Source organism: Flavobacterium sp. (assembly GCF_013823965.1).
Lineage (GTDB): Bacteria > Bacteroidota > Bacteroidia > Flavobacteriales > Flavobacteriaceae > Flavobacterium.
Genome location: NZ_PNNA01000100.1, coordinates 1 through 16,984 on the forward strand (window position 1 = coordinate 1; position 16,984 = coordinate 16,984).

Sequence of the window (16,984 nt, forward strand, 5' to 3'; positions counted from 1 at the left end):
GTAGCGAGACCGAGATTTGAACTCGGGACCTCAGGGTTATGAATCCTGCGCTCTAACCGACTGAGCTATCTCGCCATATTTTCAGATGAAACATCATCTTTCAATGCGGGTGCAAATATAACAATTATATCAGAGGTTACAAGTATATCTGAAAGAAAAAAAAATTTTTTTCAAAAGGCTTTTTTTTTGGCTTTATATTCTATACATTTCCAAAAAATTAATAGGTAGCACATGGACATGAAAATACGTTACGAAATAGAGTTTCCCATAAATTCTTCGCCTCAATTGTTGTATCAATATATTTCAACTCCATCAGGTTTGTCAGAATGGTTTGCGGATAATGTCAATTCTCGAGGTGAATTTTTTACTTTCATTTGGAATGATTCTGAGGAGAAAGCCAGGCTTTGTTCAAAAAAATCAGGGGAAAAAGTACGATTTAAATGGGTTGACGGCAATAATAAAGACACTGAATACTTTTTTGAGTTGCATATTTTGGTTGACGAAATTACAAAAGATGTTTCTTTGATGGTGATTGACTTTGCTGATAAAGACGAAATTAAAGAAGCAACACTACTGTGGGAAAACCAAATTTCAGACCTGAAACATGTAATTGGGTCTGTTTAGTAATATTGTTTTTTATAACTTATATTTGTCACGCTTTAAAGCGTGACTTTTTTTTTGAAATATTATGATTAATTTTAATGGTACAATCGTGTCTAACGATACTAATTTATTGACACAAAACCGAGCTTTTTTATTTGGTGACGCCGTTTTTGAAACGGTAAAAATAGTAAATGACAAAATCCTTTTTTTAGAAGATCATTATTTTAGGTTGATGTCTTCGATGCGGGTAGTTCGAATGGAGATTCCAATGGATTTTACGATGGAATATTTCGAAGAACAGATTTTGGCATTGGCAAAAGCAAAAAATTCAGCACTTTCAGCACGGGCTCGAATTACCGTTTATAGAAACGATGGCGGGTATTATTTGCCACAAAACAATACGGTTTCGTTTTTGATTAATGTTGAAAGTATCGATACTACTTTGTATTCCATCAATCAAGGAGAATATACTGTAGATTTATACACCGATTTTTATGTGGCAAGACAATTGCTTTCTTCCATAAAAACGACAAATAAAATTATAAATGTTACGGCGAGTATTTTTGCCAGTGAAAATGGTTTGGACAATTGTTTGTTGATGAATGACGGCAAAAATGTTATCGAAGCATTACAAGGGAATCTTTTTATGTTGAAAGGAAATACCTTGATTACGCCGCCGGTTTCTGAGGGATGCTTGAATGGTGTTATGAGAAAACAAATTTTGGCTTTGGCTCGAAAAATGGAAAATTTGGAAGTTGTAGAGCAAGTAATCTCTCCTTTTGATCTTCAAAAATCTGATGAATTATTTATTACAAATGTAATTAAAGGCATACAACCCATCACCAAGTATAGAAAAAAAGAGTTTTCAACCAATTTAGCAACGATATTGGTTCAAAAACTAAATGAATCTATAAGTAGTTATTAATTTAGGGAGGGATTTTCAGGCGCATTAGACCATAAAAGATAATCGCCACCCAATTCCATTATTTGTTTTTTCCAAAAATGAGAAGATGATTTTCCAATTATTTTATTTTCGTAGTTATTCTTGGCGATAATCCATGAATTTTCCTCCATCTCGGTCTCTAATTGATCTTCTTCCCAGCCGGTATAGCCTAAAAAGAAGCGAATGTTGTCTTTATTTATTTTACCGCTATTGATGAGATCTTTTGTGGTTTCGTATTCGCCTCCCCAATAAATTCCGTTGGAAATTTCCACGCTATTTGGAATCAGTTCCGGGACATTGTGAATGAAATAAAGATTGTCTTGCTCCACGGGTCCACCGTTATAAATCTTGAATGTTGCCTTTATTTCCGGGATTAAGTCGTTTATGGTGTATTTTAGGGGTTTGTTAATAATAAAACCCACTGAACCGTCTCTATTATGTTCGGTTAATAAAATAACCGATCTGTTAAATGATCTATCTCCAATTATAGAAGGCTCTGCTATAAGGAGATGTCCTTTTTTTAATTTTGCTGAAATCATGGGTTACATTTTTAATTAAATTTAAGTAGAAAATTTAAAATAATCCAAATTTTATCGATAAAAAACAAAAAAAAACCTTCCAAAGGAAGGTTTTGATTATATCTAAGAAAAACTTAAATTAATTTACTGCTCCTTCTAAATCTGCTCCAGCTTTAAATTTCACTACATTTTTAGCAGCGATTTGTATTGTTTTTCCTGTTTGAGGATTTCTTCCGTCTCTTGCAGCTCTACCTGAAACTGACCATGATCCGAAACCTACCAAAGATACTCTTCCTCCTTTTTTCAAAGTACTACCTACGTTTCCTAAAAAAGATTCTAAAGCTAATTTTGCAGCAGCTTTTGTAATTCCTGCGTCAGCAGCGATAGCGTCGATTAATTCTGATTTGTTCATAATGTTTAGTTATTAAATGTTGGTTAAAAAAACTTTGTTAATAATAACAAATTTAGTAGGATTTACGTCGCTTGCAAGCGTTTTGTGTAATTTTAGCTTGTTTTGTTGATAACTTGTTTTTTTTGTTCATAAACCTGCGAAAATTCCTTAAAAACCTTTCAAAAACTCCCGTTTTATTGAGGTTAAAGGGCTTTTGCTTCTTCTGAAAATGTCATTCCATTCAATAATTCTGGTGTACTCATCTTCCTTTTTCCTGGAAATTGGATGCTTAAAACCTGAATAAACCCATCTTTTACGGCAATTTTTATTTCTTTTTTGCTGTAAATCAGGCTCCCAATGGCATGTTCATGGTGCTCCAATATCATTTTGGCTTCGTGGATTTTAACGTTCCATTCTTCATTTATGTCTGTAATAAAACACCAAGCCGATGGATATGGACTTAAACCTCGTATCAAGTTATATATTTCAACTGCGGATTTTGTCCAATCTATTTTGCAATTTTCTTTGTTTAATTTGTAGGCTGTTTTTATTTCCGGATGCTCTTTTTGAATGGTTGTGGTTACATTTCCCTTTTCAATCAATGTCAAGGTCTCTAATACAGTTCCGCTTCCCAATTGCATTAACCTATCGTGCAATTGTCCTGCATTTTCATTTGGTTCAATTGCTGTTTCGGCACTAAGAATCATCGCGCCAGTATCTATTTTATCATCGATAAAAAAAGTGGTCACTCCGGTTTTTGTGTCACCGTTTATGATTGCCCAGTTTATTGGAGCTGCTCCGCGATAATTTGGCAATAGCGATGCGTGAAGATTAAAAGTTCCTAATTTGGGCATTCTCCAAACCACTTCGGGCAACATACGGAAGGCAACAACGATTTGCAAATTAGCATTCAAGGCTTCCAGTGCTGATAAAAAGATTTCGTCCTTCAAATTAGTTGGCTGTAACAAAGTAAGGTTATTGGCCAAAGCATATTCTTTTACCGCCGAATATTTTATTTTTTGACCGCGACCAGCCGGTTTATCTGCTGCGGTGATAACGCCCACAACATTATAATTGTTCTTGATTATGGTGTCCAGAATCCCAACGGCAAATTCGGGAGTTCCCATAAATACGATTCTTAATTTTTCCATTGTCATTGTGAGGAACAAAGTAATTTCCTCATTATTTAAGTGAATATTTATTGTTTGGCTTTACGGCAATTTTATTGTTTTCCAATAAGTTTTGTAAGGCAAAGATAATATCGTCTTCGGTGTTTTTTGTTAGTTTTTGAATTTCTCTTGAACTCATTTCTTGAATTTTTAGCAAACCGATTATTTTTTCCGAAATCAAGGAACTGTCAATGGATTTGGTTTCTTTTGAAAGACAATAGGAGCAAATTCCGCAATCTGCAACTGCTTTTTCTCCAAAATATTCCGCAATCAACCTGCTCTTGCAAACGTTCTTTTCATTAATGTAATTCAAAACCGACTCAAATTGGGCGACTTTTTGCTTGTTTTGGTTTTCAAGATATTTCGAAATCCTGTTTATGGTTCTTTCGTCTTCGCGAATTTCATTGAAAATGATTGTGGCATCATTATTTTTTTTATGATAATCAATGATGTCACGACTTTTTAGTTTTTCTAAAATGGAATGAATTACAGCTTCTTCGCAACTTGCTTTTTTGGCAATTAAAGACAAGTTAATGGCTGTTTGCGATTCATAAATTCCAGGATACGTTCGAAGTATCGACAAAATAACAGCTTCTTCATTGGGGTTCAAGCTGATGTATCGAATCACTTCTTTGGACTCAATGACGAATTGCATCGTGATTCGTTCTGAATATTCTTGGGACAAACTCAATACTCCTTGCCTGTCTAAAAATTGGATGGCATTGAAGGTTTTCAAGGTTGGGAAACCATATTTTTGACAAAAATGATTGAGGTTAAACGAAAATTGTTCGTTGATTCCTTCGCCGTATGCGATTTGAAAATATGTGCACAATTTGATGTAAATCTGCGTAAGAATCTTTTTGTCCGGCAGTACGTTGATGAATTGACTTTGGGCTTGAGCTTTGTCGGATGGACTGGTGAGTAAGACGGCAAATGCTTTTTTATCATCTCTTCCGGCTCTTCCGGCTTCCTGATAATAACTTTCCATGCTTTCCGGAAGATGGATATGAATGACGGTTTTTACATTCGCTTTGTCAATTCCCATTCCAAAGGCATTGGTCGCAACCATAACCTGTATTTCTTCATTCATCCAAAGATTCCTGTTTTTCTCTTTCTCCTTAATTGATAATCCACCGTGGTAAAAAGTCGATTTGAATCCCAAGGATTGCAATTGTGAGGCTGTTTCAGAGCAGGATTTCCTGTTTCGCACATATATTATGGAAGGTTGCGGATTCTTCTTCAGGATTTGTTCTATTCGATACAGTTTGTCTTCGACTTCAAAAACCATGTAGGCAATATTTTTTCTGGCAAATGATTTCTTGAAGATGACTGGTTTTTCCAACCCTAATTGAAGAATTACATCTTCTAGAACTCGATTCGTTGCCGAAGCGGTAAGTGCCAAAAATGGAACTTTTGGGAAATGGGTTTTTAAATTGGCGATTTTCAAATAAGCAGGACGAAAATCGTGACCCCATTGTGATACGCAATGCGCTTCATCAATGGCAATTAAATTGATGGGCAGATTTTTTATTCGTTCTAAAATCCAATCCGCTTGCAAACGTTCTGGCGACAAATACAAGAATTTATAATTGCCAAATTCGCAATTGTCCAAAAGTGTAATTATTTCCTCAGATCGAATTCCACCAGTCAAGGCAATGGCTTTGATGCCGAGTTTTTGCAACCGCTGCACTTGGTCTTTCATCAAGGCTACCAATGGCGAAATGACTAGGCAAATTCCGTCTTTCATCAGGGCAGGAATTTGAAAACAAATTGATTTTCCTCCACCCGTTGGCATCAGCCCAAAAGTGTCTTTTCCGTCTAAAATCGAATTGATGATTTCGTCTTGTGGCGACCTAAAAGCGTCGTGTTTCCAATATTTTTGGAGAATTGCTAACGTTTCAGACATTAAATAGGAATTGTGAATTAGCCATTAAAAATTAAAAACGCAAAGTTTAAATCTCCTAAATTATCTAGAAATTTTATCTAAGATAAACAAAATTCTATTATCAAGCGTGTCTTTTGGAACTTCGATGAGTTCGTAGCCATAATTTTGATAGGTTTCCGTGAGATGTTCGTGAATGAGTTTTGCTTGTTCGAAATTCTCGTAGCGAGCTTCATCGCTGACATATATTTCTTCCCAAGGCGGAAGAATGAAGATTTTTGTGTATAAATTTTCACGACATGCCAAGTCAAAATGCGCAGGATATCCGTCGCCAATATAGTGCATATAAGCCAAAACATCAGGAATTCCCCGGTCGATAAAAACTACTTCATGTGTTTCTTCAAGTGCGCTTTTAAATTGTTTTTTTCGTCCTTCCAATAATAATTCGCTGAAAAGCAAAGGGTTTTCGAGAAACAATTGTTCGATACCTTGTTTTTTGGCTTCCAAGGTAACTTGTCTGGAAATTTCGGGATAGCAGCAGAAACCTTTTTCTACCAATCCATCGATGATAGTGCTTTTTCCAGTTCCCGGTCCGCCTATGATGACTATAATTTCTTTATTCACGTTTTCTAAATAAGGTGCAAATTTACCTAAAGTTATTGGGATTTCGAAAGATTATTTTTGCGTGGAAGTTTCTTTATTTTAAAAATGCAAACCTTGAAATCCCAAATCTAAAATCAAAACTGTATATTTGCTTTTATTTTAATTTTAAAATGGAAACAGAAAAAGAAAAAGAGACTCGAGAGTTTTATGAAAGATTAAAAGTGGAGTTGGACTTGAGCAATACTTGGCCATCTTTATATTTGTATAAATTTATTGTACCCTCTGTAGAAGAAAATATTTTGCGTGTTGAAGAAGCCTTTGATTGTATGGGAGCAGTCATAAAAACGACAAAATCCAAAACAGGAAAATTCACGAGCATATCTGTTGATGTCATGATGAAAGATGCTCAAGAAATAATAGATAAGTACAAAGAAGTTTCCACAATTGAAGGTATTATATCCTTATAAATCCAAAAAAAATACAGGGGCTGTCCCATTCTCGAAAGAGGATTACTCTTCAAGATGACATATTGCTCGTGTCAGAAAAACAATAAAATAATTCAAGAATGAATTCAAAATATATTAAAGAAAATTCAAACGATGTTGTCCATCATTTGGAGTATAATGCCGAAAGACCTCATTTGATTATTCCTGAATACGGGCGTCATTTGCAAAAATTGATCGAACAAGCTACCGCTATCGAGGATAGGGAAGAGCGCAACAAAGCGGCAAAATACATCATCCAGGTTATGGGAAGTTTGAATCCCCATTTGCGTGATGTTCCTGATTTTCAGCATAAATTATGGGATCAACTTTTTATAATGTCCGATTTTAAATTAGATGTAGAATCACCTTATCCTGTTCCAACACGTGAGGTATTGCAACTGAAACCAGATGCTTTGAAATACCCTCAAAATTTTCCAAAATACCGATTTTATGGCAATAACATTAAGTACATGATAGATGTGGCCAATAAATGGGAAGAAGGCGAAATGAAAAATGCTTTGGTGAAAGTAATCGCCAATCATATGAAGAAATCCTATTTGAGTTGGAATAAAGACACCGTGAAAGACGACGTAATTTTCGAACATTTATACGAACTGTCCGATGGAAAACTGAATTTACTTCAAAGCACCGAAGAACTTTTGACCACCACGGATTTATTGCGAACAAACAAGAGGGTTTCCAATAAAATTTCTCCATCTGGTCAACCAAAAATTCAAAGCAACAAAAATATTAAAGCCGGCAAATCAAATTCGGCACATAAAAACCAAAACAGAAAACCTTTGTAAAATAAGTTATGAGTGAATTGGGCGTTTTTATTCAAAGACAATCAATTCGTGATTCGTAATTCGTAAATCATAAATAAGAAATGGGAATATTCAAAATCGAGGGAGGCGTTGCCTTAAAAGGAGAAATTACTCCACAAGGAGCAAAAAATGAGGCACTGCAAATTTTGTGCGCGATATTATTGACTCCAGAAAAGGTGACAATCAATAATATTCCAGATATTATCGACATTAACAAACTCATAACTCTCTTGGGAAATCTAGGAGTGAAAATCCAAAAAAACGCACCCGGATCTTACACCTTTCAAGCCGATGAGGTAAATGTAAATTACCTCGAAACTGAAGCTTTCAAGAAAGAAGGCGGCTCACTTCGCGGTTCCATCATGATTGTTGGTCCACTTTTGGCACGTTTTGGAAAAGGATACATTCCAAAACCGGGTGGCGATAAAATTGGACGAAGAAGATTGGATACCCATTTTGAAGGATTTATTAATCTTGGTGCGAAATTCCGATACAATAGAGAAGACCATTTTTATGGAGTTGAGGCACCTAATGGGTTAAAAGGAGCAGACATGCTATTGGACGAAGCTTCGGTAACAGGAACGGCAAACATTGTTATGGCGGCAGTTTTGGCCAAAGGAAAAACAACAATTTACAATGCTGCTTGCGAACCTTATCTGCAACAGTTGTGTAAAATGATGAATGCCATGGGAGCCAAAGTTTCGGGTATTGGATCTAATTTATTGACCATTGAAGGTGTCGAAAGCCTTGGAGGTTGCACGCATAGAATTCTTCCCGACATGATTGAAATAGGAAGCTGGATAGGACTTGCCGCCATGACTAGAAGCGAAATTACCATCAAGAACGTAAGTTGGGAAAATCTGGGACTTATCCCGAATGTTTTCAGAAAACTGGGAATTACGTTGGAAAAAAGAGACGACGATATTTACATTCCTGCACACAAAGACGGTTACCAAGTAAAAACCGATATTGACGGGTCTATTCTTACAGTTTCGGACGCGCCTTGGCCTGGATTTACACCGGATTTATTAAGTATTGTATTAGTAGTGGCAACCCAAGCTCAGGGAGATGTTCTTATTCATCAAAAAATGTTCGAAAGCAGATTGTTTTTCGTTGATAAATTGATTGACATGGGAGCCAAAATTATATTGTGCGATCCACACAGAGCTGTTGTAATAGGTCATAATTTCAAATCACAGCTGAAAGCAACGACAATGTCTTCGCCAGATATTCGCGCAGGAATTTCCTTGTTGATTGCTGCACTTTCGGCAAAAGGAACCAGCACCATTCAAAATATAGAACAAATCGATAGAGGTTACGAACGAATTGACGAGCGATTGAGAGCCATTGGTGCCAAGATTGTTAGAGCTTAATTCATTATTTAATTCATAACTCCAAACCTCAAAGTTTTTTAAAACCTTTGAGGTTTTTATAATAGCACAAATGACTAAAGAGCAAACCGCAGTAAAAGCAACTTATTTTAGTATTGCCAGTAATGCGGCATTGGCAGCAATTAAGGGATTAGCTGGTTTTTTTGGAAATTCTTATGCTTTGACAGCAGATGCCATCGAATCTACAACCGATATCTTTTCTTCGTTTTTAGTATTGTTCGGTATCAAATATTCGAATAAACCGGCCGATGATAATCATCCTTATGGACACGGTCGAGCCGAACCATTAATCACTTTTTTGGTAGTTGGTTTTTTGATTACTTCGGCAACAATTATTGCTCACGAAAGTTTGTCCAATATTGGAAATCCACATAAATTGCCCGAATCTTGGACACTGATTGTTCTTGGGACCATAATTCTATGGAAAGAATACTCCTTTCGTCTAGTGTTGAAGCGAAGTAAAGAAGCCAATAGTTCTTCTCTCAAGGCAGACGCTTGGCACCATCGAAGTGATGCCATAACATCGGTGGCGGCATTTATCGGAATTTCTATCGCACTTTTTTTTGGAAAAGGATATGAATCTGCCGATGATTTCGCCGCACTTTTTGCCTCGGGATTTATTTTCTATAACAGTTATAAAATTTTCAGACCAGCTTTGGGCGAAATAATGGATGAACATTTGTATGATGATTTAATTGTCGAAATAAGGAAAGTCTCTCTTCAAGTTAAAGGTGTCGAGAGTACCGAAAAATGTTTTATCCGAAAAGCCGGAATGAAGTACCACGTTGACTTGCACGCTATTGTCAATGCCAACATTACAGTAAAAGAAGGTCACGAAATATCGCATGTGCTCAAAGATACTTTGCGGGAAGAAATTCCGGAGCTAGGACACGTTTTGATTCATATTGAACCTACGAATTATTAGAATGATTTGTTTTATTCCAAAACATTCAAAATTTTAAGCCCAAAAACAACACCGTTTTCCTGAATCCCGTTTTGATAAGAATGCACATAATCAAAACGAAATACCTTCAATTTTCCAAAACCTAGATTGTCCAAACCAACCGTAAATTCCGTGTAGGGTTTAGTGTCAGGAACGGCAAGAGTATGAAATCCTAAAACCAAAGTGGAATTCAATTTGTTCAACAAAGGAATTTTGTTCATGATATAGCCTTTGTCGTTGTGTTCTAAATGTGCTTCAAAATATTCTTTATTTGTGCTGTTCGAATAATAAGGCATTAGGTTGAAAACGTTCAAATAGCGGTCGCTGGTTCCCACGTGAGTTCTGTTTCCGTTGAAATGTTTGTAATCCACAAACGAGATGTTGTCGCCGTGGATGAAAGTTCCCGCTTTCAAGTTTATGCCTAAAGTTCCCTTGTTTCCGGCATCAAAATCATATCTAACTTGACCCGTAATCAATTGGTATTCGTATTTCTTTTCATTGGATGCAAAGGCGTTTTCGTAGCCAAAAGACAAGGTTGGGTAGTTGTAGTTTCTAATATTTATTTTTCCGTCCGGTCTCGAAATGTATTTGTTTCCAAAATTTATTCTGGCAAAAACTGAAGCTTTGGTGAGATGATGTGGCTCAAATGCTGGAGTCAAATTATCGTTCGGCAACAATGGATTATTGGAACTGTAAACGTCATCACTTTTGATAAACGCATAATCGGTTGTGTTAAACAACGGTTTTCGTTGCTGGTATTCTAATGTTCCTTTCAAATAAAAATTATTGCCCAAGTCTTGGCCATAAGTAGCTCCGGCAAATTCCTTGTTGTATAATTTCATGTAATTGTCTTTGAAAAATAAAGTGCTAACCGTGTTTATGAAACTTGTAATAGGTTCGTCGGGATTGAATTGGTTTACTTTACTTCCGCCAGAAACAGTGAGGGTTCCGTAATTTTGATTGTTGAATCGATGGTAATAATCCGCCGTAACGCGCAATCTATCATCCGAAAAACCATAATTGAACTTGGTGCTGATGGAAGTTGATTTGCCCTTTTCTTCTTGATTTTTCCAATTCCGAAACGAAAACCCCGAATCTAGATTCCAACCTTGAACCGTGTTGAAATTCATTGATGATAAATTGAGCAAACCATCATAGCGGAACGATTTTTTTTGACTGCTGTTTTTCCAAGAATAACCTGTAATTGGACTCAGTAATTTGAATTTATTTCCTTTCTTGTCAATGGAATCCAAATATCTTTTTGAATTCCGAACCGTGTGAACGCTGTCTTTTTTTACATAATCGGTATTCTCTTCGATAGTAAGAGGAATGGGTCTGATTTTATTCCAAAAAACAGTGTCTTTTTTGTTGGACTGGTCTTCGAAACTTACAATTTCATTGGTAAACGTTTTTTTGGCAAACGCTTTTTCAAATTCGTAATTGCTGTAAACATAAGAGAATTTTCCGTTGAATTTTATGCCAAAAATGCCTGCCGAGAATTCAAGACTTTGGGTGTTTTTTGCCCAAATCTTGTTGTTTTTGTTGTAGTTGAAATTTTGTTTCAACTTCATTACATCCACATATTCTTGGTGCATTCTATAGCCTTTGATGTCTAAATCCACAGCATAAATTGCCCAAGAATCTTCGACAATATAAATGTAGCCTTCAAAAACGGGTTCGGCATCTCGTTTTGCAATGACCTTAATTTTGTTGATCATCAAATTGTTTTCGTCCTGAAAAGTGCCTTCTAATTTGTATTTATAATAGTTGAAAGCATTGTCCGCAATGGGCGAAATTATTTTGCTGCCAAAGTCCAAAGTATTGTCATAAAAATCATAAATCGTTGATCGCGCCGTGTTGTAGCTGAATCCTTTGTTGTCGCCGCTTACTTTTGAAGCAATAATTCGTTCCTTTAAATTGTCTGGTTTTTCAAAAATAATTTTCGAAACGGTTTCGGATAAATAAATGATTCCGGTTCCAGTTGAATCGACCGCGCCGTTCAAATCACCAATTTTTTGTCCCAATATTTTTTTGGGTAAATCTTTGACTTTAAAAATACCACGAGAATAAAAATCGGCTTTATAACGCGCTGTTTTTTCGGAATTTTCTTTTTTGCTGGCAATTGCCTGCTTGATTACGGCATTGGCAGGGTTGTCTTTCGAGTTTATGACAACTTCGGAAAGGGACAAGTTTTCTTCGACTAATCGTATGTTTTGGGTAAACGGAAATTTGTCAATCGTGAGGGTTATTTTCTGGGTTTTGAATCCCAAATATTGAAAAACAATGGTGTGTTTTCCCGTTTTTTTGATGTTCAATTCATAATTGCCTTGCTCGTTCGAGGAAGTACCGTTGTAAGTGTTCTCTTCTAAAACAGTTACGAGCGAAAGTGGAATTCCTTTGTCGTCAGTAATGGTTCCCCTAATTTGTGCGAATGAAAAAATGGAAACTGAAAGAAGAATGAGCAAGTAGTAATTTTTCATACAGTAATTTTTTCCTACAAATATACAAGTAGGACTGCATTACAGTCATAAAATTTTGTTATTTAAAAGCTAAATTGATGACAAAATAAATTATTGAGAAACTACAAAAAAGATTGTATCGCCAATTCGTAGCTTTTCATTCCAAAACCTAGAATCACACCTTTGGCATTGCCAGAAATATAGGATTGATGGCGGAAACTTTCACGCGAAAAAGTATTCGAGATATGAACTTCAACTACCGGAGTTGTTACGGATTTTATAGCATCGCCAATGCCTATGGAAGTATGTGTGTAAGCACCAGCATTGAGAATAATGCCGTCATAAGAAAAACCAACTTCCTGAATTTTGCCAATTAATTCGCCTTCAATGTTGCTTTGAAAATAGCTTAATTCAACATTTGTAAACTTGCTTTTCAAGATTTCAAGATAATCTTCAAAAGTTTGCGAACCATAAATTTCTGGTTCACGTTTTCCTAATAAGTTGAGGTTTGGCCCGTTGATGATGCAAATTTTCATAAATCATATTTTTGTAAAAATAAAAAAACCGTTCGAATTACGAACGGTTTTGATTCACTTATTATTTTTAATTTTTTTAAAACATAAGACCTGCCGAAACTTGAAACACTGAATTTTTCGCGTCTGCATTTGGCGATACTTCGGTTAATCCTAGAACATATCTTCCTTGTAAAAAGATATTTTTTGTAATTTTTAAATTCAATCCAGCATCAACTGCAAATTCAAATGTATTAGGATCTGCAACATCAAAATTGTTTTTCTCGCTTAACAAAAATGAAGCTTGAGGTCCCAATTCCAGACTAAATGATTTGCTTAAATATATTTTTGCCAAAACAGGAATGGCAATATATCCCAATTCATTTTTAAAATCACCTAAAGCGGTGTTGTATGTTGCCCCTTGAGTTGTGTATAACAGCTCTGGCTGTATGGCAAATTTATCCAGTAGTTTAATTTCTGCGATTAATCCTGCGTGATAGCTTGTTATGGCATCGGTTTGAATGTCTGTGCCTGAGAAATTGGCGTAATTTAAACCTGCTTTTACGCCTATTTGTGCTAGCTGGGCTTTGGCACTAAATGACATTACAAAAACTAAGGCGGTAACTAAAATTGTTTTTTTCATAATTTTTTGATTTATAGATTAGGGATGTAACTTAAAACTCAATTGTTTATTAATTATTGTGCTTTTAATTTTAGAAACAATTTTTTAAAACCATTCGTTTCGCGGATGGTTTTTTATATTCCTTTCTGTTGATTCAATTTTTTAATGTCTTTAAAATGAGTAGAATATTGGTGTTAATGCAATAGAAATAATTAAGTAAAATTTAGCATTAGTTGTGTTGTCGTTTTTATTTTGTTAATAACTATGATTAAATATAGGGATTTTGATATAGTTAAATTTATATTTTTAACAAGAAAATAAAACTATTAATTTAAAAAAAGTATGAGAAAAATTATTTTATTGACACTATTGACTTTAGCTTTAGCCAATGGTTATTCACAAGAAAAAGGAAAATTTAGAGTTGGTCTGGATTTTGGATTCGTGCCTACCGGTGGAGGTGGAGGTGGAATGTTTTCCATTGAACCAAAAATCAATATAAAAGACAATATGAATGTTGGATTACGATTTGGTGGAGCGGGTATTGCCAAAGATATTCAGAATAACAGTACTTCAACAAGTGCAGAAATATCGGCTAATGGTTCTTTGGTAGGGACTTATGATTATTATTTTCATAAATCAGGATCAGGAAGTTCTTTTGCTCCATATATTGGAGCTGGTGTAGGGTATTATTCTCTTGCTAATGTAAAAGTTGATGATACGTCTAATTCAAGCGAAATAACACCTGAAGTATCAGGAGTAATGGGCGGATTAATCCGTGGCGGTTTTGAATGGGCTGGTTTTAGAATGGGTTTAGAGTATAATTTTATTCCAGATTCTGATTTACAAGATTTGAATGGAAATGTAGTTGGAACTGCTAAAAACACTTATCTAGGCATTCACATAGGATTTTTTGTAGGTGGAGGAAAATGGGGTAAATAATATATTTACTTTTTAAAAAAATATCAAACCACGGCATTGTCGTGGTTTTTTTATGTCCAAAAATAGCTTTACTTTGCTTCGATGAATTGGAACAAGTATATAAAAAATTATCAGTCTTATTTAAGGATTGAAAGAGGTTTGTCTAAAAACACCATCGACAATTATACTTTTGACATGGAACGGTTGTGTCTTTTCTTGGATGAAAATGCCATTTCAATTTCGCCAATAAAAATAAGTGAAGAAACGGTTCAGCAATTTATTTATGGTGTTTCCAAAGAAGTCAATCCTCGTTCGCAAGCCCGAATAATTTCCGGATTAAAAAGTTTTTTCAGCTATTTGATTTTCGAAGATTATCGTCAAGACAATCCAATGGAATTGATTGAAACGCCAAAAACCGGAAGAAAACTTCCCGATACTTTATCTGTCGAAGAAATTGATGCACTAATCTCTGCCATTGATTTGAGTTCCAATGAAGGCGAACGGAATAGGGCAATGCTGGAAACACTTTATGGTTGTGGACTTCGTGTTTCAGAATTGGTTTCCTTAAAAATCTCGGATTTATTTTTTGAGGAAGGCTTCATTAAAATTACTGGCAAAGGAAATAAACAACGTTTTGTGCCCATTGGAAATTTGACTAAAAAATACATTCTAATTTACAAGGATACCATTCGAACGCATCTAAACATTAAAAAAGGCCACGAAGATACTTTGTTTTTGAATAGGAGAGGAAATCAACTCACAAGAGCGATGCTGTTTACGATAATCAAGAATTTGGCCATCCAAATAAATTTGAATAAAAACATCAGTCCACATACTTTGCGACATTCCTTTGCGACACATCTTCTGGAAAATGGTGCCGATTTGCGTTCCATTCAACTAATGCTAGGTCACGAATCGATAACCACTACGGAAATTTATGTGCATTTGGATAGAAGGTTTTTGGCGGAAGTGGTTAATAATTTTCACCCAAGGAAATAGTAATCAGTGTTCAGTTGGAAGTGTCAGTTTGCTGATATGAAAAAAAAAGTCGCAGTAAATGATTTATACTGCGACTGTAAACGGAATATTGAGGACTATTATTTGGCGATATTAACCGCTCTAGTTTCTCTAATTACGGTAACTTTCACTTGACCTGGATAAGTCATTTCTGTTTGTATTTTTTGTGAAATTTCGAAAGATAAAGTGGCAGCGTTGTCGTCTGAAACTTTTTCGCTTTCCACGATTACGCGAAGTTCTCTACCGGCTTGAATGGCGTAAGCATTTTTTACGCCGCTGAATCCGTAAGCTACTTCTTCAAGGTCTTTCAAACGTTGGATGTAAGAGTCCAAAACTTGTCTTCTTGCGCCTGGTCTTGCGCCTGAAATCGCATCACAAACTTGGATAATTGGCGACAACAATGATTTCATTTCGATTTCGTCGTGGTGCGCTCCAATGGCGTTGCAGACTTCTTCTTTTTCACCATATTTCTCTGCCCATTGCATTCCCAATAAAGCGTGAGGTAAATCACTTTCGGCATCTGGAACTTTACCAATATCGTGCAGTAAACCGGCTCTTTTGGCCAGTTTTACGTTCAATCCTAATTCGGCTGCCATAATTCCACAAAGCTTGGAAACTTCGCGGGAGTGTTGCAACAAGTTTTGTCCGTAAGACGAACGGTATTTCATTCGACCCACAACTTTAATTAATTCAGGATGCAATCCGTGGATTCCCAAATCGATTACGGTACGTTTCCCAATTTCAATAATTTCGTCGTCAATTTGTTTGGTGGTTTTGGCAACTACTTCTTCAATACGCGCTGGGTGAATTCTTCCGTCGGTTACCAATTTATGCAAGGCAAGACGTGCAATTTCTCTACGAACTGGGTCAAAACAAGACAGGATGATGGCTTCAGGCGTGTCGTCCACGATGATTTCAACTCCGGTTGCGGCTTCAATAGCTCTAATGTTTCGACCTTCACGACCAATGATTCTACCTTTTACGTCGTCAGATTCAATGTTGAAAACAGAAACACAGTTTTCCACGGCTTCTTCTGTTCCCACTCTTTGAATGGTGTTGATGATGATTTTCTTGGCTTCTTGCTGTGCCGTTAATTTGGCCTCTTCAATAGTGTCTTGAATGTGTGACATTGCTTCGGTTTTGGCTTCAGCTTTCAGTCCTTCAATCAATTGATTTTTAGCGTCTTCGGTTGATAGTCCGGCGATAACTTCGAGTTGTTGAAGGTGGCTTTTGTGCAACTTCTCAACCTCGGCTTGTTTTTTGTCTAGAGTTTCAATTTTGGCTTTGTACTCAATGGTTTTTGCTTCAAAATCGTCATTTATTTTTTTGGCTTTTGACAGCTCATTCGAAACTTGGGATTCTTTGTCGCGAATTCTTTTTTCAACTTCGGCCATCTTCTGGTCGCGAGAAAGGATTACTTGTTCGTGTTCAGATTTCAATTCGATAAATTTTTCCTTTGCTTGAAGGATTTTATCTTTTTTAATGTTTTCGGCTTCTAGATTTGCGTCTTTTAATATCGATGCAGCTTCTTTTTTTGCACTTTTGATCAAATTTGAAATATTGCTTTTTTCTATTGTTTTGGCTATTCCAAAACCTCCCGCAATACCAGCAATTGCTGAAATAATTATTGTTAAAATGTCCATATTTATTAAAATTTATATATAAAAAAAGCCTACATTAGATTGCTTGTATAAACTCTGGAAT

The 16,984-nt window shown here is 35.8% G+C and carries 17 protein-coding genes and 1 tRNA gene; 8 read left to right on the plus strand and 10 right to left on the minus strand.

Annotation, left to right across the window (positions count from 1 at the left end; translation table 11 throughout):
- Window position 1 precedes the first annotated feature (1 nt).
- Window positions 2–75 (minus strand) — tRNA-Met (locus tag C0430_RS11950).
- 156 nt (window positions 76–231) lie between these two features.
- Here C0430_RS11950 and C0430_RS11955 point away from each other — a divergent pair.
- Together C0430_RS11955 and C0430_RS11960 are read left to right on the plus strand one after the other, a co-directional pair.
- Window positions 232–624 carry an START-like domain-containing protein gene (locus C0430_RS11955; protein WP_290870400.1) on the plus strand — a complete coding sequence of 131 codons (393 nt, stop codon included), beginning with the start codon at window positions 232–234 and terminating at the stop codon, window positions 622–624.
- A 64-nt stretch (window positions 625–688) separates the two neighbouring features.
- Window positions 689–1,528, plus strand: a complete 840-nt coding sequence (locus tag C0430_RS11960; protein WP_290870404.1) for an aminotransferase class IV — start codon at window positions 689–691, stop codon at window positions 1,526–1,528.
- On the opposite strand, the gene C0430_RS11965 is transcribed toward C0430_RS11960, so the two are convergent.
- The 5 genes from C0430_RS11965 to C0430_RS11985 form a co-directional block, all read right to left on the minus strand.
- Window positions 1,525–2,085 (minus strand): YqgE/AlgH family protein, encoded by a 561-nt coding sequence (locus C0430_RS11965; protein WP_290870407.1) that lies wholly within the window; start codon window positions 2,083–2,085, stop codon window positions 1,525–1,527. The two genes, C0430_RS11960 and C0430_RS11965, sit on opposite strands and share 4 nt — an antisense overlap.
- 118 nt (window positions 2,086–2,203) lie before the next feature.
- On the minus strand, window positions 2,204–2,476 hold the full coding sequence (locus C0430_RS11970) for an HU family DNA-binding protein (RefSeq protein ID WP_290870410.1): 273 nt from the start codon (window positions 2,474–2,476) through the stop codon (window positions 2,204–2,206).
- 182 nt (window positions 2,477–2,658) lie between these two features.
- A complete protein-coding gene (fmt, locus tag C0430_RS11975; protein WP_290870413.1) occupies window positions 2,659–3,606 on the minus strand; it encodes a methionyl-tRNA formyltransferase in 948 nt (315 codons plus the stop codon).
- Between the two features lie 31 nt (window positions 3,607–3,637).
- Window positions 3,638–5,530 carry an ATP-dependent DNA helicase RecQ gene (locus tag C0430_RS11980; protein WP_290870416.1) on the minus strand — a complete coding sequence of 631 codons (1,893 nt, stop codon included), beginning with the start codon at window positions 5,528–5,530 and terminating at the stop codon, window positions 3,638–3,640.
- Between the two features lie 60 nt (window positions 5,531–5,590).
- Entirely contained in the window at window positions 5,591–6,130 is a 540-nt protein-coding gene (locus tag C0430_RS11985; RefSeq protein ID WP_290870419.1) for an ATP-binding protein, read from the minus strand.
- A gap of 149 nt (window positions 6,131–6,279) precedes the next feature.
- Here C0430_RS11985 and C0430_RS11990 point away from each other — a divergent pair, with 149 nt between their 5' ends.
- The 4 genes from C0430_RS11990 to C0430_RS12005 all read left to right on the plus strand — a co-directional run bounded on the left by C0430_RS11990 (window position 6,280) and on the right by C0430_RS12005 (window position 9,734).
- On the plus strand, window positions 6,280–6,576 hold the full coding sequence (locus C0430_RS11990; RefSeq protein ID WP_290870428.1) for a DUF493 family protein: 297 nt from the start codon (window positions 6,280–6,282) through the stop codon (window positions 6,574–6,576).
- Window positions 6,577–6,674: 98 nt separating this feature from the next.
- A complete protein-coding gene (locus C0430_RS11995; RefSeq protein WP_290870431.1) occupies window positions 6,675–7,400 on the plus strand; it encodes a DUF4290 domain-containing protein in 726 nt (241 codons plus the stop codon).
- Window positions 7,401–7,480: 80 nt separating this feature from the next.
- Entirely contained in the window at window positions 7,481–8,791 is a 1,311-nt protein-coding gene (murA, locus tag C0430_RS12000; protein ID WP_290870434.1) for a UDP-N-acetylglucosamine 1-carboxyvinyltransferase, read from the plus strand.
- 70 nt (window positions 8,792–8,861) lie between these two features.
- Window positions 8,862–9,734 (plus strand): cation diffusion facilitator family transporter, encoded by an 873-nt coding sequence (locus tag C0430_RS12005; RefSeq protein WP_290870437.1) that lies wholly within the window; start codon window positions 8,862–8,864, stop codon window positions 9,732–9,734.
- An 11-nt stretch (window positions 9,735–9,745) separates the two neighbouring features.
- On the opposite strand, the gene C0430_RS12010 is transcribed toward C0430_RS12005, so the two are convergent.
- The 3 genes from C0430_RS12010 to C0430_RS12020 all read right to left on the minus strand — a co-directional run bounded on the left by C0430_RS12010 (window position 9,746) and on the right by C0430_RS12020 (window position 13,366).
- The gene (locus C0430_RS12010) at window positions 9,746–12,232 is read right to left on the minus strand and encodes a DUF5686 and carboxypeptidase regulatory-like domain-containing protein (protein ID WP_290870440.1); all 2,487 of its coding nucleotides are present in this window, start codon (window positions 12,230–12,232) and stop codon (window positions 9,746–9,748) included.
- Between the two features lie 101 nt (window positions 12,233–12,333).
- The gene (aroQ, locus tag C0430_RS12015; protein ID WP_290870443.1) at window positions 12,334–12,747 is read right to left on the minus strand and encodes a type II 3-dehydroquinate dehydratase; all 414 of its coding nucleotides are present in this window, start codon (window positions 12,745–12,747) and stop codon (window positions 12,334–12,336) included.
- A 76-nt stretch (window positions 12,748–12,823) separates the two neighbouring features.
- Window positions 12,824–13,366, minus strand: a complete 543-nt coding sequence (locus tag C0430_RS12020) for a porin family protein (RefSeq protein ID WP_290870446.1) — start codon at window positions 13,364–13,366, stop codon at window positions 12,824–12,826.
- A 321-nt stretch (window positions 13,367–13,687) separates the two neighbouring features.
- Between C0430_RS12020 and C0430_RS12025 the strand changes: the two genes are divergently transcribed.
- Window positions 13,688–14,284, plus strand: coding sequence for a hypothetical protein (locus C0430_RS12025; RefSeq protein ID WP_290870449.1), 597 nt, complete (start codon window positions 13,688–13,690; stop codon window positions 14,282–14,284).
- Between the two features lie 81 nt (window positions 14,285–14,365).
- Window positions 14,366–15,262, plus strand: coding sequence for a site-specific tyrosine recombinase XerD (gene xerD, locus C0430_RS12030; protein ID WP_290870452.1), 897 nt, complete (start codon window positions 14,366–14,368; stop codon window positions 15,260–15,262).
- Window positions 15,263–15,360: 98 nt separating this feature from the next.
- On the opposite strand, the gene rny is transcribed toward xerD, so the two are convergent.
- The gene (gene rny / locus C0430_RS12035) at window positions 15,361–16,923 is read right to left on the minus strand and encodes a ribonuclease Y (protein ID WP_290870455.1); all 1,563 of its coding nucleotides are present in this window, start codon (window positions 16,921–16,923) and stop codon (window positions 15,361–15,363) included.
- Between the last annotated feature and the right edge of the window lie 61 nt (window positions 16,924–16,984).

Bases quoted from the DNA above. Each gene is read 5' to 3' on its own strand.
- C0430_RS11955 (WP_290870400.1), top strand. From the start codon at position 232: ATGGACATGAAAATACGTTACGAAATAGAGTTTCCCATAAATTCTTCG.
- C0430_RS11960 (WP_290870404.1), top strand. From the start codon at position 689: ATGATTAATTTTAATGGTACAATCGTGTCTAACGATACTAATTTATTG.
- C0430_RS11965 (WP_290870407.1), bottom strand. From the start codon at position 2,085: ATGATTTCAGCAAAATTAAAAAAAGGACATCTCCTTATAGCAGAGCCT.
- C0430_RS11970 (WP_290870410.1), bottom strand. From the start codon at position 2,476: ATGAACAAATCAGAATTAATCGACGCTATCGCTGCTGACGCAGGAATT.
- fmt (WP_290870413.1), bottom strand. From the start codon at position 3,606: ATGGAAAAATTAAGAATCGTATTTATGGGAACTCCCGAATTTGCCGTT.
- C0430_RS11980 (WP_290870416.1), bottom strand. From the start codon at position 5,530: ATGTCTGAAACGTTAGCAATTCTCCAAAAATATTGGAAACACGACGCT.
- C0430_RS11990 (WP_290870428.1), top strand. From the start codon at position 6,280: ATGGAAACAGAAAAAGAAAAAGAGACTCGAGAGTTTTATGAAAGATTA.
- C0430_RS11995 (WP_290870431.1), top strand. From the start codon at position 6,675: ATGAATTCAAAATATATTAAAGAAAATTCAAACGATGTTGTCCATCAT.
- murA (WP_290870434.1), top strand. From the start codon at position 7,481: ATGGGAATATTCAAAATCGAGGGAGGCGTTGCCTTAAAAGGAGAAATT.
- C0430_RS12005 (WP_290870437.1), top strand. From the start codon at position 8,862: ATGACTAAAGAGCAAACCGCAGTAAAAGCAACTTATTTTAGTATTGCC.
- C0430_RS12010 (WP_290870440.1), bottom strand. From the start codon at position 12,232: ATGAAAAATTACTACTTGCTCATTCTTCTTTCAGTTTCCATTTTTTCA.
- aroQ (WP_290870443.1), bottom strand. From the start codon at position 12,747: ATGAAAATTTGCATCATCAACGGGCCAAACCTCAACTTATTAGGAAAA.
- C0430_RS12020 (WP_290870446.1), bottom strand. From the start codon at position 13,366: ATGAAAAAAACAATTTTAGTTACCGCCTTAGTTTTTGTAATGTCATTT.
- C0430_RS12025 (WP_290870449.1), top strand. From the start codon at position 13,688: ATGAGAAAAATTATTTTATTGACACTATTGACTTTAGCTTTAGCCAAT.
- xerD (WP_290870452.1), top strand. From the start codon at position 14,366: ATGAATTGGAACAAGTATATAAAAAATTATCAGTCTTATTTAAGGATT.
- rny (WP_290870455.1), bottom strand. From the start codon at position 16,923: ATGGACATTTTAACAATAATTATTTCAGCAATTGCTGGTATTGCGGGA.